The organism is Rhodococcus sp. MH15 (assembly GCF_019266045.1).
In the GTDB taxonomy this organism is placed as follows: Bacteria; Actinomycetota; Actinomycetes; order Mycobacteriales; family Mycobacteriaceae; genus Rhodococcus_F; species Rhodococcus_F qingshengii.
This window is the reverse complement of record NZ_LPNP01000065.1, coordinates 389,864-410,130: the sequence shown is the minus strand read 5'-3', so window position 1 is coordinate 410,130 and position 20,267 is coordinate 389,864. Positions and strand designations below refer to the sequence as shown.

Annotated in this window: 7 protein-coding genes and 2 pseudogenes; 2 read left to right on the top strand and 7 right to left on the bottom strand. The window is 61.9% G+C overall.

All coding sequences use genetic code 11. The annotated features are described in order from the left end of the window. Positions 1–170 precede the first annotated feature (170 nt). Both ATN37_RS16330 and ATN37_RS16325 read left to right on the top strand, forming a co-directional pair. Positions 171–1,574, top strand: coding sequence for an FAD-binding oxidoreductase (locus tag ATN37_RS16330; protein ID WP_007731548.1), 1,404 nt, complete (start codon positions 171–173; stop codon positions 1,572–1,574). Continuing rightward, complete coding sequence (locus ATN37_RS16325; RefSeq protein ID WP_003943932.1) at positions 1,571–2,872, top strand: class I SAM-dependent methyltransferase; 1,302 nt, start codon at positions 1,571–1,573, stop codon at positions 2,870–2,872. Before ATN37_RS16330 ends, ATN37_RS16325 begins: the two co-directional genes overlap by 4 nt. A gap of 36 nt (positions 2,873–2,908) precedes the next feature. Here the strand turns inward: ATN37_RS16325 and ATN37_RS16320 are convergent. The 7 genes and pseudogenes from ATN37_RS16320 to ATN37_RS16290 form a co-directional block, all read right to left on the bottom strand. After that, a pseudogene (locus ATN37_RS16320) lies at positions 2,909–3,947 on the bottom strand (type IV toxin-antitoxin system AbiEi family antitoxin domain-containing protein). A gap of 140 nt (positions 3,948–4,087) precedes the next feature. Beyond that, the gene (locus tag ATN37_RS16315; RefSeq protein WP_003943799.1) at positions 4,088–6,229 is read right to left on the bottom strand and encodes a 3-hydroxyacyl-CoA dehydrogenase NAD-binding domain-containing protein; all 2,142 of its coding nucleotides are present in this window, start codon (positions 6,227–6,229) and stop codon (positions 4,088–4,090) included. Positions 6,230–6,274: 45 nt separating this feature from the next. Continuing rightward, positions 6,275–7,489 (bottom strand): acetyl-CoA C-acetyltransferase, encoded by a 1,215-nt coding sequence (locus tag ATN37_RS16310; protein WP_007731553.1) that lies wholly within the window; start codon positions 7,487–7,489, stop codon positions 6,275–6,277. Between the two features lie 222 nt (positions 7,490–7,711). After that, positions 7,712–9,521: pseudogene (locus ATN37_RS16305) on the bottom strand (multicopper oxidase family protein). Between the two features lie 88 nt (positions 9,522–9,609). Next, positions 9,610–11,166, bottom strand: coding sequence for a hypothetical protein (locus tag ATN37_RS16300; protein WP_064443011.1), 1,557 nt, complete (start codon positions 11,164–11,166; stop codon positions 9,610–9,612). Next, complete coding sequence (locus ATN37_RS16295) at positions 11,163–17,273, bottom strand: type I polyketide synthase (RefSeq protein WP_218695387.1); 6,111 nt, start codon at positions 17,271–17,273, stop codon at positions 11,163–11,165. Before ATN37_RS16295 ends, ATN37_RS16300 begins: the two co-directional genes overlap by 4 nt. A 677-nt stretch (positions 17,274–17,950) precedes the next feature. Next, on the bottom strand, positions 17,951–20,170 hold the full coding sequence (locus ATN37_RS16290; protein ID WP_218695386.1) for a DNA polymerase III subunit gamma and tau: 2,220 nt from the start codon (positions 20,168–20,170) through the stop codon (positions 17,951–17,953). Positions 20,171–20,267 lie beyond the last annotated feature (97 nt).

Sequence of the window (20,267 nt, the reverse complement as noted above, 5' to 3'; positions counted from 1 at the left end):
GAGTTCGATTGCAACAACTCGATCAAATTCGGGCATTAATACCCCTCCGGATAGCTTGCACACGCAACTACCGATAGCGTCAGGGTGTGACTCTCTCGTTCAATGGGGTAGTTCAGAAGTTAGATCGAATCCGGACAAAGCAAGGCCCGGGTTCCGATGCTGCGCGTGAAATGGGGTTCGAGCAGCACAGAGAAGGCGTCGAACGCCTACTCGCGTCATACCGCGCCATTCCCGCCGATGCTTCTGTACGCCTGGCAAAGAAGACATCCAATCTGTTCCGCGCTCGCGCCAAGACGTCGGCCCCCGGCCTCGACGTCAGCGGTCTGGCAGGTGTCATCGCCGTCGATGCGCAGGCGCGCACAGCCGACGTCGCCGGCATGTGCACGTATGAGGACCTCGTCGACGCGACGCTGCCCTACGGGCTGGCGCCCCTGGTCGTGCCTCAACTCAAGACCATCACCCTGGGCGGTGCGGTGACCGGCCTGGGCATCGAGTCCACCTCGTTCCGCAACGGCCTGCCGCACGAGTCGGTACTCGAAATCGACGTACTGACCGGAAGCGGCGAGATCATCACCGCAACACCGGACGGCGAACACGCCGAACTGTTCTTCGGTTTCCCCAATTCCTACGGCACCCTTGGCTATTCGACGCGATTGAAGATCGCACTCGAACCCGTCAAGAAGTACGTCGCCTTGCGCCACGTGCGCTTCGATTCGTTGAAGAAACTCGAAGAAACGATGGATCGCATCGTCACCGAGCGCGAGTACGACGGGATCGCCGTCGACTATCTCGACGGGGTGGTCTTCACCGATTCCGAGAGCTACCTCACACTCGGCGTGCAAACCGACGAGGAAGGCCCGGTCAGCGATTACACCGACCAGGACATCTTCTACCGGTCGATCCAGCATTCGTCACTCACCCAGCCCAAGACGGATCGCTTGACCATTCGCGACTACCTGTGGCGCTGGGACACCGACTGGTTCTGGTGCTCACGAGCTTTCGGTGCACAGAACCCGAAGATCCGGCGCTTCTGGCCCAAGCAGTACCTGCGCAGCAGCTTCTACTGGAAGCTGATCGCCCTCGACCACAAGTACGACATCGGAGATCGCCTCGAAAAGCGCAAGGGCAAGCCCCCGCGCGAACGCGTCGTCCAGGACGTCGAGGTACCCATCGAACGAACCGCGGACTTCGTCTCGTGGTTCCTCGAGGAAATCCCGATCGAACCACTGTGGTTGTGCCCGTTGCGTCTTCGTGAGCCAAGCCCGGCCGCCGCTTCTGCATCACGGCCGTGGCCCCTCTACCCCCTCGAACCCAAGCGCACCTACGTCAACATCGGCTTCTGGTCTTCGGTGCCGATCGTTCCCGGTGAGCGCGAGGGGGCAGCAAATCGACTGATCGAAGAAAAGGTCAGCGATTTCGACGGACACAAATCGCTCTACTCCGACTCCTACTACTCGAAGGAAGACTTCGAGGAGCTGTACTACGGCGGCGACCGGTACATCGGACTCAAGGAACGCTACGACCCGAAATCCCGTTTATTGGATCTATTCTCTAAGGCGGTGCAACGTAAATGACCACGTTCAAAGACTCCAAAAGCCAGGACAAGCTCTCTATTGCCGAGATTCTCGAGACGCTTTCCGACGGCATGCTGCCGCTTCGATTCACCGCGTACGACGGCAGCACCGCCGGCCCCGAAGATGCCGACTACGGACTGCACCTCAAGTCGACTCGCGGAACCACTTATCTCGCAACAGCTCCCGGTGACCTCGGCATGGCCCGCGCGTACGTCTCCGGCGATCTCGAAGCCGAGGGCGTCCACCCCGGTGATCCGTACGAGATCCTGCGCATCATGGGTGACGAACTCCACCTCAAGCGCCCGTCCGCACTGACGCTCGCCAGCATCACGCGCTCCCTGGGCTGGGATCTGTTGCGGCCCATCGCCCCGCCGCCCCAGGAACATCTCCCTCGCTGGCGTCGCGTCGCAGAAGGACTGCGTCACTCCAAGACTCGTGACGCCGAAGTCATCCATCACCACTACGACGTCTCCAACACCTTCTACGAGTACGTCCTCGGCCCGTCCATGACGTACACCTGTGCCGCTTACGACAATGCGGAACAGACGCTCGAAGAAGCCCAGGAGAACAAGTACCGCCTGGTGTTCGAGAAGCTCGGACTCCAGAAGGGTGATCGACTTCTCGACATCGGCTGCGGCTGGGGCTCGATGGTCCGCTACGCGGCCAGGCGCGGTGTCAAGGTGATCGGCGTGACTCTCTCTCGCGAGCAAGCGGATTGGGCACAGAAGGCCATCGAGGACGAGGGCCTCGCCGATCTCGCCCAGGTCCGTTTCTCCGACTACCGCGACGTGGCCGAGACCGGATTCGACGCAGTGTCCTCCATCGGCCTGACCGAGCACATCGGCGTCGGAAACTACCCGGCGTACTTCGAGTTCCTCAAGGGCAAGCTGCGTGAGGGTGGGCGTCTGCTCAACCACTGCATCACCCGTCCGGACAACCGAAGCAGCGCCAAGGCAGGCGGATTCATCGACCGGTACGTATTCCCCGACGGGGAGCTCACCGGTTCGGGTCGCATCATCTCCGAGATCCAGAACGTCGGCCTCGAGGTGCGTCACGAAGAGAACCTTCGCGAGCACTACGCACTGACGCTCGCCGGATGGTGCCAGAATCTCGTCGACAACTGGGACGCCTGCGTCGCCGAGGTCGGCGAAGGAACCGCCCGCGTCTGGGGCCTGTACATGGCCGGCTCACGACTCGGGTTCGAGCGCAATGTCGTTCAGCTGCACCAGGTTCTGGCCGTGAAGCTCGGCCCCAAGGGTGAGGCGCATGTGCCGCTTCGCCCGTGGTGGAAGGCCTAGGGGCAAAGCCCCTGTGCGCCTTTTTGGTAGTCGGCACTACCAAAAAGGCGCACAGGTGCCGCAGGCACCCGACTGCGTCCTCACCCAGCCTCCCCGCCGCAAGACCGTCTCCACCTCGTGCGCAACCTGGCACGGGGTCTTCATCACCTCGTCGAATCCGTAGACCAACCGCGGACGACCTGCCAGCTCTGCCGCATTGTCACGGCGGCGATCACGAAATGCCACTTCTGCCATGGAATGCGCCCACCGACCGTCGAGACGCACGATCAGCGGCACACTGACTTCGCTGTAGTCGCAATCCTCGTACAGCGTGCGGCCGTCGACGCGGACCGGAGACTGGCGTCTGGCCGACGGCAACCCGTGCGCCTGCTCCACGTCGACCGCATAGTGGTATTCGAGCGTTGACTGCACCCCGTCTGCCAGGAGTCGTACCGCATCGGAAAGCGCACCCTTGAATCGATGTGGTGTTCGTTCGTCAATCCGACGACGCACATCGTTCAACGGAATTCGCGCATTTGTCACTGTGGTGATGAGTGAAACGTAGGCGCTTCGCGCTGTGGATTCGGCGGTCGCAAGATCAATCGCGGTATCCGCCCGCGACGTTCGAGGTATGACTGACGGCACGCCGATGTATCGGTGGGCTCGGGATCGGTGGACGACTACCCCGGGGGTGAACCACGCCACCCACTCTGACAAGTGCACCCGACGTTCGCACTGGAACTCGGCGGATTGTCGCGGACTGACAGCGAGCGGACTTGCCGTAGGGCACGGTGACATGGACTGGCTTGTCTGCGTCGATGCGACGCATTCCCCATTCCTCAGCTGCAGTGTCGTGGCTCAGAATCGCTTGCGGGCCACCATAAAGCCAAGCGGCGTTCAAGATCATTTCTCTGGTGAGCGGGCCAGCGGTCACTGCATACACGCCTTGTAGAACGCGCTGCCATTCGCCGCGGTCCAGAAAGTTCCGCAGCATCCCTCGGTTGTATCCGAATGACGAGAGTTGCTGTTGCCGTACCAGACCGGATTGCGCATCGAGAATCCGGAGAAACTCGCTTCCACCATGAGACGTAGTCATGGCACCAAGCGTCAGGCCGAACTCCGACAGGACTGACGTGAAATTCGCTGTCGGAGTTCGTCTGTGGATATCTCACAAGCTGGGGATAAACCCCTGTGCGCCTTTTTGGTAGCCGTAACTACCAAAAAGGCGCACGGGGGCTATGCCCCTAGCGAAGCCGGCGGGGTGAACCGCGGGCCGTACTGCGCAGCGAGTTCCTTTGCGCGAGCGACGAAGCCAGCCGTGCCGCCCTCGTAACCGACGATGAACTGGTGAACGCCACCGGTCCAGGCCGGGAATCCGATGCCCATGATGGAGCCGATGTTGGCGTCCGCCGTGGTGATCAGGACGTTCTCGTCGAAGCACTTCTGCGTCTCGATCGCCTCGATGAACAGCATGCGGTCGATGAGGTCCTGGATTGGAGCATCGGAGGTTCCGGAGTTGAAGTTCTCGCGGAGTCCGGACCACAGGCCGGTGCGCTTGCCCTCGGCGTAATCGTAGAAGCCGGCTCCACCGAGCTTGCCCTTACGATCGAACTTCTCGACGAGGGTGTTGATGACCTCGCCGGCCGGATCTGCCGGCAGTTCCTTGCCTTCGGCCTTGGCGGCGTCGGCAGATTCCTTGCGGATCTTCTGCATGAGGGTGAGGTTGAGCTCATCCGAAAGCTGAAGCGGCGCAGCCGGGTAACCGGCCTGCATACCGGCCTGCTCGATGGTGGCGGGCTCGACACCCTCGGCGAGCATGCCGATGGCCTCGTTGATGAAGGTTCCGATGACACGCGAGGTGAAGAAGCCACGCGAGTCGTTGACCACGATCGGCGTCTTGCGGATCGCCTGGACGTAGTCGAACACGCGAGCCAGAGTCTCGTCGGAGGTCTTCTCACCGCGGATGATCTCCACCAGCGGCATCTTGTCGACGGGCGAGAAGAAGTGGATGCCGATGAAGTCTTCCTGACGCTTCACGCCGGTGGCGAGACCCGTGATGGGCAGCGTCGAGGTGTTCGAGCCCAGCAGCGCCTTGGGATCGACGATGTCCTCGATCTCCTGGAACACCTTGTGCTTGAGTTCCTGGCTCTCGAAGACTGCTTCGATGACGAAGTCGACGCCGGCGAAATCTGCCGGGTCAGCCGTCGGGGTGATCTTGGCGAGGAGTGCGTCGGACTTCTCCTGCGTGGTCTTGCCGCGCGAGAGCGCCTTGGCCTCAATGCCTTCGGCGTACGCCTTGCCCTTGTTGGCAGCCTCGATGCTGACGTCCTTGAGCACGACGTCGAAGCCGGCCTTCGCGGAGACGTACGCGATGCCCGCGCCCATCATGCCTGCGCCGAGGACGCCGACCTTCTTGATGGTGGACTTCTCGATGCCTGCCGGACGTGACCCGCCGCCGTTGATCGACTGCAGGTCGAAGAAGAACGCCTGGATCATGTTCTTCGCGACGCGGCCGGTCACCAGCGAGGTGAAGTAGCGAGCCTCGATGAGCAGCGCGTTGTCGATGTCGACCTGCGAGCCTTCGACGGCTGCGGCCATGATGGCGCGCGGAGCCGGCATCGGAGCGCCCTTGAGCTGCTTACGCAGGTTCGCGGGGAACGCCGGAAGGTTGGCAGCGAATGCCGGAGTGGACGGAGTTCCGCCAGGGATCTTGTAGCCCTTGACATCCCACGGCTGAACGCCGCCTTCGGGGTTGGCCTTGATCCATGCCTTCGCAGCCGGAACCAGTTCTTCTACCGAGCCGACGACCTCGTCGATGAGGCCGACTTCCTTGGCCTGAACGGGTCCACGCTGCTGCCCCTGGAGCAGGACACCCATGAGCGCGTTCTGCAGGCCGAGCATCCGCACGGTGCGCACGACGCCGCCGCCACCGGGCAGCAGGCCGAGGGTGACCTCGGGCAGGCCGATCTTGACGCCCTTGACGTCTGCCGCGATGCGGTGGTGGGTCGCGAGAGCGATCTCGAGACCGCCGCCGAGCGCCGCGCCGTTGATGGCGGCGACGACCGGCTTGCCGAGAGTTTCGAGACGACGCAGGTCTGCCTTGATCTCGACGCTGTGGTTGTAGATCTCCTCGGCCTGCTCGGGGCCGACCTTGATCATGTTCTTGAGGTCGCCACCGGCGAAGAAGGTCTTCTTGCCGGAAGTGATGACGGCACCGGTGATGGAGTCCTTCTCGGCGACCAGACGGTCGACGGTGGCCTTCATCGACGCGATGTACGCGTCGTTCATGGTGTTTGCGCCCTGGTTGGGATCGTTGATGGTGAGCACGACGATGCCGTCGGCGTCCTGGTCCCAGTTGATGATGTTCTGATCAGTCACTTTGCTTGACTCCTGGTAAGCCTCGTTGGAAGGACGGACGCCGCGTCAGACGCGCTCGATGATGGTGGCAACGCCCATACCGCCGCCGATGCACAGGGTGATGAGGGCGCGCTTGCCGCCACGACGCTCGAGCTCGTCGACCATCGTTCCGGTGATCATCGCGCCGGTTGCACCGAGCGGGTGACCCATGGCGATCGCGCCGCCGTTGACGTTGAGCTTCTCGTCCGGGATGTTCAGGTCCTTCTGGAACTTCAGGACGACGGAAGCGAATGCCTCGTTGATCTCGAAGAGGTCGATGTCGTCGACCGTCAGGCCGGCAGCTGCCAGAACCTTCTTCGACGCCGGCGTCGGGCCGGTGAGCATGATGGTGGAGTCGGCGCCGCTGGTGGCGGTGGCGACGACGCGAGCGCGCGGCGTCAGACCCATGTCCTTGCCGGCCTGCTCGCTACCGACGAGCACGAGGGCAGCGCCGTCGACGATTCCCGAGCTGTTACCGCCGTGGTGAACGTGGTTGATCTTCTCGACCCAGTGGTACTTCTGCAGCGACACGGCGTCGAATCCGCCGATTTCACCGATCACACCGAACGCGGGAGCCAAGCCGGCGAGGTTCTCTGCCGTGGTGCCCGGACGCATGTGCTCGTCGTTGTCGAGGATGGTGATGCCGTTGATGTCCTTGACCGGCACTACCGACTTGGCGAAGTATCCGCCGGTCCACGCCTTGGCGGCGAGGTCCTGCGAGCGCACGGCGTATGCGTCGACGTCGTCACGCGAGAAGCCCTCGATGGTGGCGATGAGGTCTGCGCCGACGCCCTGCGGCACGAAGTAGTTGTCGTAATTGGTGGCGGGGTCGAGTGCCCACGGTCCACCGTCGGATCCCATCGGAACGCGGGACATCGACTCGACGCCACCGGCAATCACCAGTTCGTCCCAGCCGGACCGAACCTTCTGAGCAGCCATGTTCACGGCCTCGAGGCCGGAAGCGCAAAAACGGTTGAGCTGAACGCCACCGACGGTGTCGGGCAGTCCCGCATCGTTGACTGCAACGCGGGCGATGTCCATTCCCTGATCGCCAACGGGGGTGACGACGCCCAGGATGAGGTCGGAGATCCGGTCCTCGTCGAGGTCGGGAAAGCGCACGCGCAGTTCCTGGATCAGACCCGTGACCAGCGAGATCGGCTTGACCGAGTGCAACGACCCGGTCTTCTTGCCGCGGCCTCGCGGGGTACGGATGGCTTCATAAATGAATGCCTCTGTGGTCACTGTGAGGTGTTCCTTCCGTGTAATTCGTCGAACCGGTCTGCAGATCGTCCGCGCCACCTTCGGTGGTGGCGCATGGCCGAGGTACAGACCTCAGCCCTTTCACTGTAGAACGTGTTCCAAATTCATGGGAAGGACCGAAGCGATCCTGCTAGGTGACCGAGGTGATCAGGTGCGCGAACGCCTGCCCGCTTCGGTTCATTTCGGGTGCGCCCCCGGAAGCACTCACGGCACGATGCGATACGGCAACATCATGTCGTGATCTTCGTGATCGAGTAGATGGCAATGCCACACGTATCCCTGGAGTCGACCAGAATCAGCCATATCGTGGCGCCCACCGCCCGTCATCCCACTACCCGTCATCACACCGCTCGGAAGACGATCGAACATCGCGTCGGGATCGAAACCCAGCTCATCCGCGGTGGGGAATCGCAATGATCCGGGTGACAGTGCCGCCGTCCACCCTGACGGTGTCCTTCATCCCCGCTTCCCACGGCGCCGGCGCGATCATCGGCCCCGCCTCGAACCCGTCGGGCGACGGAGTCCACTTGTTGCCGATCACCGGCTGCGGATGGCGGATCAAGTACTCCAGCGTCCGCATCGGTGTTCTGCCGAGAATCCGGAAATTCACCAAGTGCAGGTGTATCGGATGCGGGTCCGGCGTGGTGTTGACGATGTTCCACTGCTCGACGGTGCCTTGCCGCGGCCTCTCGACGTCCGTGGTGCTGAACGTCAGGTTGTTCAACGTCATCTGAGCCGGTGGATTCCGCAGTTCCAGTTGCTGGCTCACCGTCACCGTGCGAATTACCGTCGGCTGCTCCAACGGGGCGAGAACGTCACGTTGCCGGCGCCCACCGCGCAGTTGCGACGGAACACCACCGGTGAATCCGCGCCTGGCGTCACCGCGGAACCGGCAGAACAGCGGCATAGTCACTTCACCGATGACAGCGGCGGGTAGCGGGGGCGCCTCGTCGTTGCGAAGCTCCACCGTCGAACCCTCCGACAGTCCGGTGAAATCGACGAGGAGGTCGTACCGCTCCCCCGGTGCGCAGCGGAAGGCATTGACCGCGACGGGTGCGTCGAGCATTCCGGCGTCGTTGCCGATGACCCAGAACGTCATCATGTTCGAGAAGTGAAGATTCCACACACTTGCCGACGCCGCATTGACGATGCGGAAGCGGTAAAGGCCCCGAGCCACAGACAGTTCCGGCCACACCTTGCCGTTGACCAAGCCGACGTCGCCCACCGCGCCGCCTTCCCACGATCCTTCCGGGATCAAGATGGTGGATCGGCCGTTCTGGGCGCCTGTCGGCGTGAAGATCTTCTCCTGCAGGATCAACGGGATCTCGAATTCCTCGGCCGGCAACCCCAACGGATTTCCCAGTTCGCCGGTGTCGAATTCATCCCTGATCAGATAGTTGCCGATCAGACCGGCGTAGACGTTGAGCCGGGTGATGCCCATCGCGTGATCGTGATACCAGAGGTGGGCGGCTTCCTGACCGTGCAAAAAGTGATGCATCGCAGCCTGTCCCGGCATCACCAGCAGTTCCGGGTGGCCGTCGCTCTCAGGTGAAGTGACTCCACCGTGCAAGTGCAACGACGTCGGCGGGTGCGCACGAAAGTCGGCCTGCATTCCGTGCAGCGTCATATCCATGTCCGCTGCCAACGGATGTCCGGTCAGATCGTTCTCGAACGTCAACATGATCGGCTCGCCGGAATGCGCCTCGACGGTAGGGCCCAGATAACCGCCACCGATCTCTCCGCTGCGGTACGACAGTGCTGGGGACGAGGGAAAATCCCGATGAAAGGCATGTTGCCCCACTTGCGCTGTCAGTGTGATCTCGTTTCCGGAAAGCGTTGACAACGAATGTAGTTCGTCACAGAACGGCTCGAACTCCGGCGAATGAAAAATCAACGGAGACTCGATATCCACACTCCCCGCCGGAGCAGCACCTGCCTTTGCACCCAAAGCAACAGCCGCTGTGCCGACTACCGACCCTTTCAGAACCGATCTTCTGGAAACCCCGATACCCATACATTCCCCTCCCCATCGAAACGGGTTGCGTTCTCCCGCAAGGAAAACGCAACCCGTCTCTCCACTTCGATCTCGGAAAATCCCCCGTCTACTTTCCGTCGATCGCCTCCAGCACCGAATCGATCAGCGACTGTGGAAGTTTCGACGGCGGAGAGATTTCCAGTTCTCCCGGAGCGCCCGGCATCGTCCAGACAGTTCTGTGCCGAGCGATCGCGAGCTTCTCCCGTGATCCGTCCTCATTGACCTTGAAGTACTCGAACTCGAGGTCGATCCCCCTCTCGTAGAGGGCAGACAAGGACATCGTGACCAGGACGTCGTCGAACGGCATGACCTCGCGCAGATGCTCAACCCTGGTGTGCACACAACGAAGTTCCCCGAGAGCGCCTCTGGCCGCCATGGCCTCACGCTGAGAACGGACCAGGAACTTGTCCCGAACCCTCGACTGCCAGATGTAATAGTTGCCGAAGTAGATGTTGCCCACGACGTTTCCGTCCTGCAACGTCGTCGAGAACACCTCGGATTCGAGCAGGTACGGATTGCGCGGCACCATCGGAGCCGAGCGGATCACGGAACCACGATCGACGTTCTTCGGTTCGGTGGGAACAGCGATGTTCTTCGTCCCCGTCGGAATCGTCATCGGCTCGATGAAATCGTGGAAGTACTGCGGCATCGGCCGTGCCGCCACCACACCGTGGGAGAGGATTTCCACCCACGTCGTCTGCATCGCACTCCACCCGATGTGAGTGCGCGTCTCGCCGTCGACCCGGGACCATTCGACATGCAGATTGGTGGTTGCCCGATCCGGACCGGTGAGTTCGGTGATCCAGATCGTCCCCTCGACAATGTCGTCGGTGTACAGGTTCGCATCGATGAACACCTCGGAGTTGTTGGTCACCATGCCCCAACGACCCGTCGCCATGTCCTCCACGATCTGCTTCGAGATCGGTCCGGTTCCCCTCTCTCGCAAAGCGCCCAACCACAGCGCGAAGCTCGCGAACCCCACTGATCCACCGACGTTGCACGCGTCCCGGAACCCGACGGGGAACCGGATCGTCACCGCCGGATAGCCGCTCCGGGCCACCACATGCACGTCGGAGCCGTAGGCCATCGGATCGAACTGCGCGAGAGACTTCGCCGACAACGGGCCGGAGTCGAACTGTGGTGCCGAGTCCTGCGCCGGTTCTTCCGCATCCTCCTCATGAGTCACAAACGCGAGAATCCGCTCCTCGTTGTCCGTCAACAGAGCTGGAAAAGTCAGAACCACCACGCTTCCGTCTGCGCCGCCGCGGAAGGTCACTGCGTCGTCCTCCCTGGCGCCCATCGCCAGAGAAACCGACATCTGCCCCGTGGCCTTTCGGATCGCCTCGGCCGCCGCCCACAGCCTGGTTCCCGCACGATCGAGTGATTCGCCGCCTGCGATCAACTCGTCCAGCAGCGGAATCCGCGCCGAACCCAGAAGCGCCTTCCACTGCACGGCGGTTCGGGAGCGAATCGGTTCGATGTCACACCCCTGAGGCCAGTCGCCGGCCGAACTGAGTGACTTGCTGCCGTCGTGCGAGAGCGAGACATCCACAGAGGGCGGAATATCACCGACGACGACGGGCTTTCCGGTTTCCTGCCATTCGATGGCAAAGGCATTACTCATTTGATCACCACATCCTCATCGAGATGAATGTTCACGGCCGCCTCGGCGATCGGTTTCTCCTGCTCGTGGCGTTCCGACTTGGTCAACTCGTGAATCCCCGGGGTATGCGCGACCACAACCCGCGGGCTCTTCACTCCCAACGCCCGGCTGTGTTGCGCGAGCTTGTCGAGAATGATCTGTGCGTCGCGCGCAGTCGGATTCGCGATTTCCTCAGCCGTAGGACGGCTTTCGTCGTGGGAGAGAATCTGGGAGCGATATCCCTCGAGCTGCATCACCACTCGTCCGTCCTTCACCACCGCCACGTCGGCTTGCATGTGGGTCACTGTCTGCACCTTGTCGTAGGCGTACGCGGTGAACGAACGAGCCTCGAATCGTCCGTCGTACATGTCGATTCGCGCAATGTTGACCGGAAGGCAGATCTCCCGCGGAACCATGATCTGGCCCGATTGGAGCAGGGAATCGAGGAAGTAGGGATCACCGAGGAGGTGCTGCCTACGGTCGGCTCGCGAAATAGCGCTGAAGAGGATGTGCTCGGAATCGAGGCTCGAGATCTCTTCGAGTCGGCGGAAATCTCCCTCCTGGAACAGCAACCACGAGTAGAGATCGTCCAACGGATCGATGTCGAGCACCGGTCGCGGCAACTCCTTCTCGAACTCCGGCAGTGTTTCGTCCAGCCCGAAGATGAAGTCGGCCGAGAAATGGGGCCGTCCGTACCCGGTCCGTTCGGTGCCGATCGTGACATGCACCCGCGTTCCTGCAGCATCACGATCCTGCTCCACGACGCTTGCCTTGATCTCGACTCTGGTGCCCTCGACCGTGTCGACGACGATCGGTCGATCCAGCTTGATGTCGTCGATGCGGACGCGGCCCAGAGTCACGCGTCCGGTGACATAGGCCGCCGCCTGCGACATCGCCTCGAGCCCGAACACCGTCGGAAGCAGCGCCGATCCCTTCCAGACATGGTCGAGGACAAAAGGATCTGCCGAGGTGGACAACGTCGTCCGGGTAACCAGTTCTACCTGCGGCTCGAAGGTCACCACTTGGTCGATGTAGCGCGACACCGCCGGCAGAGCCGGTGCTGCCGGTGCCCAGGTGTCCAGACCGCCGAGTCGACTGGTCACGACGATACGACTTGTCTCGGGTCCGCTGTCGACCAGGCGAAGGAAATGATCCACTCCCGCAGCCGTCGAAATCGGCATGACACCCATCTTCGCGAGGTGGTTGACACTGCCCATGCGGGCGCCCATTCCGGTCTCTCCCCACACGCTGTACGCGAGCGAGAACGTCCGAGTCTTCGGGTGCCCGGCGGCATACCGCATCACCATTTCGTCGAGAAGCTCGTTTCCGTATGCATACCAGCTGTTTCCGGGCATACCTGTGAATCCGATGATGGAAGAGAAGCCCACGAACAGCTTCAGGTCACGATCAGCGAGCGCTTCGACGAAGTTGGCTGCGCCCAGGACCTTAGGTGCAACCTCCTTGAAAGCCGCAGCGCTGTCGACTCTCTCGAACCGCCGCGGAACATTCGCCCCCGCACCGTGGACAAACCCGGTGATCGGCCCAACCTCGACCTCGATCTGGGCGACGACGCCGGCCACCGCCGCAGCATCCGTGACGTTGCAGCGATAGTAGTGAGCGCTCAAACCGGCAGACGTGAAGTCCGCAAGAGTGGAAGCGATTTCGTCACCCGCTTGTCGCTGAGAGCTTCCGATCAGCACTAGTTCGGCGCCTGTCTTTCGGCCGAGAGCCAGAGCGCATTGCGCCATGATGCCTTTCGCGCCACCGGTCACGACCACTACATCCGAACTTCCCAACCCGCTCTCGCGGACGGTGTAGTCGCTCGAGGCGAGAACCCGCGGTTGCAGTGCCGTGCGTCCCATCTCGGTGTCGTAAGTCGCGAACACATAGGATGCAACCGAATCCAACTCGGAGACGACGGTGGTTGCCACCACCGCGTCCGCAGTCGAGCCGTCGAATCCTATGACGCGGACATCCAGTTCGGGGCGCTCGTGATGCACCGAAGCGGCAAAAGCCGCCGCACTCGGTACCGGCGCCGGATTGCCCAACTCGACATCGGTGAACTGAATCACTGCCAATGTGGTTCGTGCGCCTGCACTTTGCTGTGCCGGAACCATCTTGTGCATGTGTTCGATCCCACTGCGCAAGCCGATTTCGGTGACGGAATCATCGGTCATGCGTGGCATTACGGCAACCACGTGCTGCGCATTCGCAGGAGCGCCGTCGGAGAATGTGCGAATGTCGACCTGAGCACCACGCCCTCGTAGTTCGGATTCCAACCTTCCGACCAAACCGGCGTCGTCACCGATGACGACAAACGTCGTGTCCGTGAGGTCTCGGACTCCGTGCAACGCTGTCTCGCTCCGAACCTTTTCCAGAGTGTAATCGCGAACCCAGGTGAAGCTGTCGGCTGATATACCCTTTGCCTTCATCGGCAGCGCCCGCGCAACCGGCTGCTGCTGCCCCGACTTCTCTTTCGCGGATCGATCGAGCACTTCGATCAGTTCACCCAGGCTGACGTTGACGAGTTCGGCCGGATCCAGATCACCCTGAACACCCAATCGCGTTGCCACAGTTGCTATCGCATCGGCAGCCTTGATCGAGTCCATGTTCAGGTCGTCGAGCAGGTGGAGATCCACATCGAGAGACTCCACCGGAAATCCGGTGTCCTCCGCGATTACCTCGAGCAGTATTCGCGACACGTCCGACTGCACCGAACTCGCTGCTGGAACGGCAGAACCGGAATTCGGTGATGCCGCAAGGATCAGCGATGCTGCTTCTCCGATGGTGGCGTTGGCCAACTCGGCAGGGTCGAGGTCGACAACCTCGAACTGATGCGCAACCTTCGAAATAGCCTCTGCCGCACTGATCGAGTCGAGATTCAGATCATCGAGCAGACGCAGATCCGTCGTGATCGACTCGGCGGGGAATCCCGTCGTATCGGCGAGGATCCTGATCAGCTCACTTTCCACGGACCCAGCGCCCGCGACAGCCGGCTCTTCGACTACCGGAGCCGAAACCGGCGAAGGAGCTTTCGCTGCCACGGATTCGTGGCCGTTGGTGACTGCCCGCGAAGTCGGAGCAGATGGAGAAGACGGAGAAGTCGCTCCACTGCCTACATCAGCACGAATCACGTCGACGAGGAAGGTCCCGCGTCGGCTCAGGTAATCGGCCAGCGCCGCAGCCGGATCCCCGCCGGACGTACCAAGTACGAGCGGTTCGGGAGCAGAGGTAACCGTCAGCTTCGCCTCGGCCAGGTTCTCGATGAACACCTTCTGATCGGCAGGAACGAATTCGCGCACGAACCGGCCGTCGAAAAGTTCGTTCCATCGGACCTGAGCGCCGTGTACGTACATCGCGGCCAGTGCGACATTGAAGTCCTCGTCGCGTCCGGACTTGGACGCAACGGGGAAGCAGCGCACGCCGTCGGTCCCATTGATCGCCTTGGTGAGCCCGGTCAGCACACGGCCGGGACCGACCTCGACGAGCAGGTCCACGTCCTGCGAGATTCCACTTACCGTCTTGACCCAGTCGACCGGTGAGACAACCTGTTTGGTGACCAATTCGCGAAGTGCCAGTGGCGTCTGTACGCGTTTCCCTTCGACGCAGGAATACACGGGGCAAGTCAGCGAATCGACTTGCTCGTCAACGGGCGCAGTGGACTTCAGCTCCCGCTCGGCCTCGTTCATCATCTCGGAGTGGAAAGCATTCGACACGGCAAGCGCCTGAGCCGACACTCCGCGCGTCTTCGCGATGGCAACCACATCGTCGACCGCGTCTTTGGTGCCCGAAACCACTGTCTGTGTAGGCGTATTCAGATTCGCGACGGTCGCGTAACCCTTTGTTTCCGCGATGATCGCCTCAGCCGTCGATCGGTCGCAGGTCAGGCTCGCCATCGCGCCGTTTCCACCACCACTGACAGCCATGGCCGCACCCTTCGCCGCAGCCAAGGTGATCAGCGTCTTCTGGTCGTAAGCTCCTGCCGCGTAGAGCGCGGTCAACTCGCCGAGACTGTGGCCGGCGACAGCACTGGGTGTGACACCCAATCGGCGGAGGTACTCGAACCAGAGCAGCGAAGCCAAAGCGACGGCAGGCTGGGTGAACTGCGTCTGGGCGAGATCCCGCTTCCACTTCGCCAATTCCGCAGCGTCAGCGCTCTTGACCGGGTTCCGCAGAATTCGAGGCGTGATCGCCTCCGCTCCAACTCCCTCCAACCAGCCGTCCGCCTCGGTCGCCAGTTCGCGTGCCCACTCGAAGCGCTCGATCAGCACGCGCGCCATCTCTAGTTGTTGGGATCCCTGTCCCGGGAACAGGAATCCGATGTCGTGGTGGACGGCGTTCGAGATCGAGATCTCGTTGCTCACGACCTTCACCTGACCGGATGCAGGAGCGGAGTTCTCGCAGATCACGGCAAGCTGACGCATGCGTTCGGCCAACTGCGCGGGACGTCCGGCCACCACTGCGGCACGGAAGGGCGCGGTCGGCGAGATCACTCGAGAGAGTTTCGCCGAAAAGTCCAGCAGCTCGGCAACACTCAACGGAACCGCCAGATCTGCAACATCCCGCGCTCGGGTCGCCAAGTCCACCGCGGAATCTGCAGAAAGTACGAAAACCTCGGTGTCCTGATACGACGCCATCATCGTGCGGACGTCTTGCGAGGGTGTCAGCTTGCTGGATGGTGCATCAGCCGATTCGATCGCGACGTGGCAGTTGATACCGCCGAAACCCATGGCTTGCGCACCGGCACGCATCTTCTCGGACGGATCTCTGATCTCACCGTTGACGAGCGGAAAGAGTGCCGGCGCTTCGGTTCCGAACGCCGGGTTCGGGTCGGTGCAACCGGCGAGCGGCGGAAGGATTCGTTGATTGACGGCCATGGTCGCCTTGATCAGCGCAAGGATGCCCGACGCCGCCTTCGTATGCCCGATCAACGACTTCAGTGACGTCATGCCGATGCTACGAGCCTCGACCGGCCCGTCCGTCTGAGCGGCCTGCTGGACGCCGGCCAGTTCGACGGGGTCTCCGACGGGAGTACCAGTTCCGTGTCCTTCGACGAAGGCAACCTCGCTGGCCGCGAATCCCGCTCGCGAGTATGCGCGACGGATCATCTCGGCCTGAGTTTCGGCGCGGGGCTTGGTGATTCCACCCTTGCCATCGGTGGAGATGCCCCAGCCGCGAATCGTCGCGTACACGTAGTCGCCGTCCGCCCTGGCGTCCTCGAGTCGTTTCAAGGCCACGAATCCGCAACCTTCACCCGGGATGAATCCGCTTCGGCTTGCGTCGTACACGTTCATGTCGCCACGGGTCAGTGCACCCAAACGGGCGAATCCCACCAGTTCCAAAGGATCCAAGCTGACGTCGACTCCCCCTGCCAAGACGAAGTCGGCCGCGCCGGACGCCAGCTTTTCGGCTGCAGTCGCCACCGCGAGCATTCCGGACGCGCACGCACCGTCCACGACGTACCCGCCGCCGTTGAAGTCGAGATAATTGCAGATCCGGCCGGCAATCGTATTCGACAACATGCCGGCGAGAGTGTCTTCACTCGGCTCCACCAATGGGCCCTTGTAGACATCTTCCATCGTCTCGGCGAGAGCATCAGCGACGGAACTGTCCAACTGGCGCGCTTCGGCTGCCACAGCGAGTGCGCGCTTGACGTAAGGCCAACGCAAACGCATCGACCACATCCGGGATTCTTCACCGGTGAGGGAGTTGCCGACGATTGCGGCGCTGCGTCCAGTGGGTACCGATCCTCGGCTGTAGCCCGCGTCCGTCAAAGCCCCGAGTGCTGTTTCCAGAGCCAACCAGTGTGTGAGATCTGTCGACTTGAAGGTCCGCTCCGGTATCCGGCGACCGACCCAGTCGAATTCGAAACCATCCATGAACGCGCCGCGATCGGCGTATGTCTTGTCGACGTCGTCAGGGCTCGCGCTCCAGTAGTCGTCGAGGGACATCCGTGACTCCGGAAACTTTCGGAATTGCATCCGACGCGCGAGGACGTTCTCCCAAAATCCTTGCAGATCATGTGCACCGGGGGACCACATGCTCATCCCGACTATCGCAATCGCAGGATTAGTTGAATCTTCAGTCATCTTACACTTCCTATTTTCGCGCGCATCCACGGGAGACTCAATCGACCGAAGACTAACCACGCCCTCATCGGTGTGTAAAACGCAGATTCACCTCAAGGCATAAACAAATAACAAAGGTTGTTCGGCGCAATGAACGTGTTTCAGCAATTTAACAGCAATCGAGAGTTAGCTGTAACTCGGAGTTACTTATTTGCTTCGTAACCGGTCATGCTCCTGCTTGAACATCCGTACCGGATCCCGGTTTCACGGTCGCCATTTTCTCGCGATCGGCAAATATTCAGTTGAATATGCACCGAAATGCCGCAATGCCGAATATGTGGCCAATTCGCCGAATGTCCCAAATTGGTCGATCCCCGCAAATCAAACATCCGACAACTATCAATCTGAACATTCGTGACACACCGAAATTTAACAGCAGCACTCGAATGCCCATCAGACAACGAGAAATTCCAGATATTCTTCGGCGACCATCGTCCGAATCGACGTTTCGTTACACCGGAACTGAGCGAACGAATGTGCCAGCAAACCAGCCACATACAATTCAGCTTTGCGAGGCCGAGCCGGCGCGCTTTCGAGACGCGCGCGCACAAAGGGAACGGCACTTATAACAATTCGATCACACAGTTGTGCAGCTGGATTCCGACAGCTGTTTCACGCACACGGACCGACTCGGCAACTCAGCTTTCGAGGCGGCGAGCTCCGAGGACGTCCTTGAGGAGTTCCTTTGCAACATCCTCGGGATCACGTCTGGCAGTCGGATCAGCGGGCTCAGCCGCCTCCGCAAACATCTCGTCCTCGTCCTCCGGCGTTGCAGGCGGAGGAGTTGCCTCGTAGTCGACCTCAGGAGCAGGGGCCGGTCCAGGGTCTTCCGGATAGTCGGGGGCCTCGGGCGGCGGAATGTCGTCCGAATCTCCGCGCTGGGGCTGCGGGGCCTTGGGCGTCTGCGCTGCGCGCTCCTGACTGGGCCGCGAGAAGCGGGGCGCAGCGGCAGGGCGGCTCGGAGCTTCTGTCGCCTTGGTTGCGCTCGATACTGTCGGCGCTGTAGGCGCACCTTCTTGATACTCGACTTGCCAAGTGCCACCGAACATTTCGGCAAGGACCTCGCAAATGACCGCCGCGTTGTGCGGTTGCGTCACACGAGCACCCAGGACCGGTGAGCCGTGAGCGATGACAACGACATGTCCACGCACGTCGTGAACCGTCGCAGCGGACAGCATGGCCGGAAGAACCTTGTTTCGTTCACCGACCTTGTTGCGCAAGGTGTTCCACGATTCACGGAGAGTCTCGACTGTGGGGCCTGCCGAGACCGGCGCAGCTTCGGCAACCGCCGGCTCGTCGAACTCGGGCTCGGGCTCGGGCTCGTAGTCGGGTTCCGGCTCGGCAAGCCCGATCAGCTCTTCCGCCTCGACAGAAGCAGTAACCTGTGGTTCAACCACAGGAGCTTCAACTATTGGAGCTTCGGCAACCGGAGCTTCAACCACCGGAGCTTCGGCAACCGGCGGTTCCACGATCTCGACAGTGGGAGTCTCGACGACGGGAACTGCCGCTACCGGAGGTTCGACGACAGGAGCCTCCACAACCGGCGGCGCCGCAGCTGGAGCAGGCGCGGCTGGTTCCGGCCGTGCCTCAGGCTCGGCCTTGCGTTGAGAGGGCCGTTGGAACTTGGAAGCAATCTCCGGTTCGAGCGGCGGCACGGTGGGTGCCGGCGTTGCTGCCGCGCGAGGAGCAGCCGCGACTCCGGCAGCCGGAATACCTTGTTCCAGGCGCTCCAGCCGCTGCAATACAGCTGACTCGGTGTCGGAGGCCGACGGCAGCAGCATTCGCGCGCACATCACTTCGAGCAGCAGCCGCGGCGCCGTCGCACCACGCATTTCGCTGAGTCCGGCATGGACAGTTTCGGCGAAGCGGGTGAGCGTGGCCGGGCCGACTCGTTGAATCTGCTCACGCATCGTGACCAGCTCCGCTTCCGGAGCGTCGACCAATCCTCGTTCGCTGGCGTCGGAAACAGCCTGCATCAAGATGAGATCACGCAGGCGCTCGAGAAGATCGAGCGCGAATCGGCGTGGATCGTGACCGGCGTCCATCACGCGATCGACAGTGCCGAACAACGCGGCCCCGTCACTGGCAGACAGGGCGTCTACTGCTTCGTCGATGAGCGCGACGTCGGTGACTCCGAGAAGAGAGAGCGCGCGCGGATACGTGACACCTTCTTCTCCTGCGCCCGCGAGCAGCTGATCGAGGACACTCAACGAGTCACGAGGGGAACCGCCGCCGGCCTTGATGACCAGTGGATACACCGCAGGCTCGACCGGTACGCCCTCCTGGGCGCAGATCTTTTCCAGGAGTCCGCGCATGGTCGACGGCGCCAACAGGCGGAACGGGTAATGGTGTGTACGCGAACGGATGGTCGGGAGAACCTTTTCCGGTTCCGTCGTCGCAAAGATGAAGATGAGGTGTTCCGGCGGCTCTTCGACGATCTTGAGCAGCGCATTGAAACCCGCCGCCGTCACCATGTGTGCCTCGTCGATGATGAAGACGCGGTAGCGAGATGCGGCGGGTGCGTGGAACGCCTTGTCCCGGAGTTCTCGGGTGTCGTCGACGCCACCGTGACTTGCGGCGTCGAGTTCCGTCACATCCAGGTTGCCTGTGCCGCCCGGGCCCAGCGAAACGCACGAGTCGCACACGTTGCACGGCGTCGACGTCGGTCCCTGCTCACAGTTCAGCGAACGCGCCAGGATTCGCGCCGACGACGTCTTTCCGCAGCCGCGCGGGCCGGAAAACAGGTAGGCATGGTTGATGCGTCCGGTGTCGAGGGCCGTGCTGAGCGGTGCGGTGACATGCTCCTGCCCCACCACCTCGGCGAAGGACGCGGGTCGATACTTCCGGTACAGGGCCACGCGCAAAGACTACCGGCGACCCACGACAGGTGGTCCGGTGCGGGTGCAACGCCGACTTCTCCCGAAACATGTTCGCAACACAATCGCAGTGCGGAGG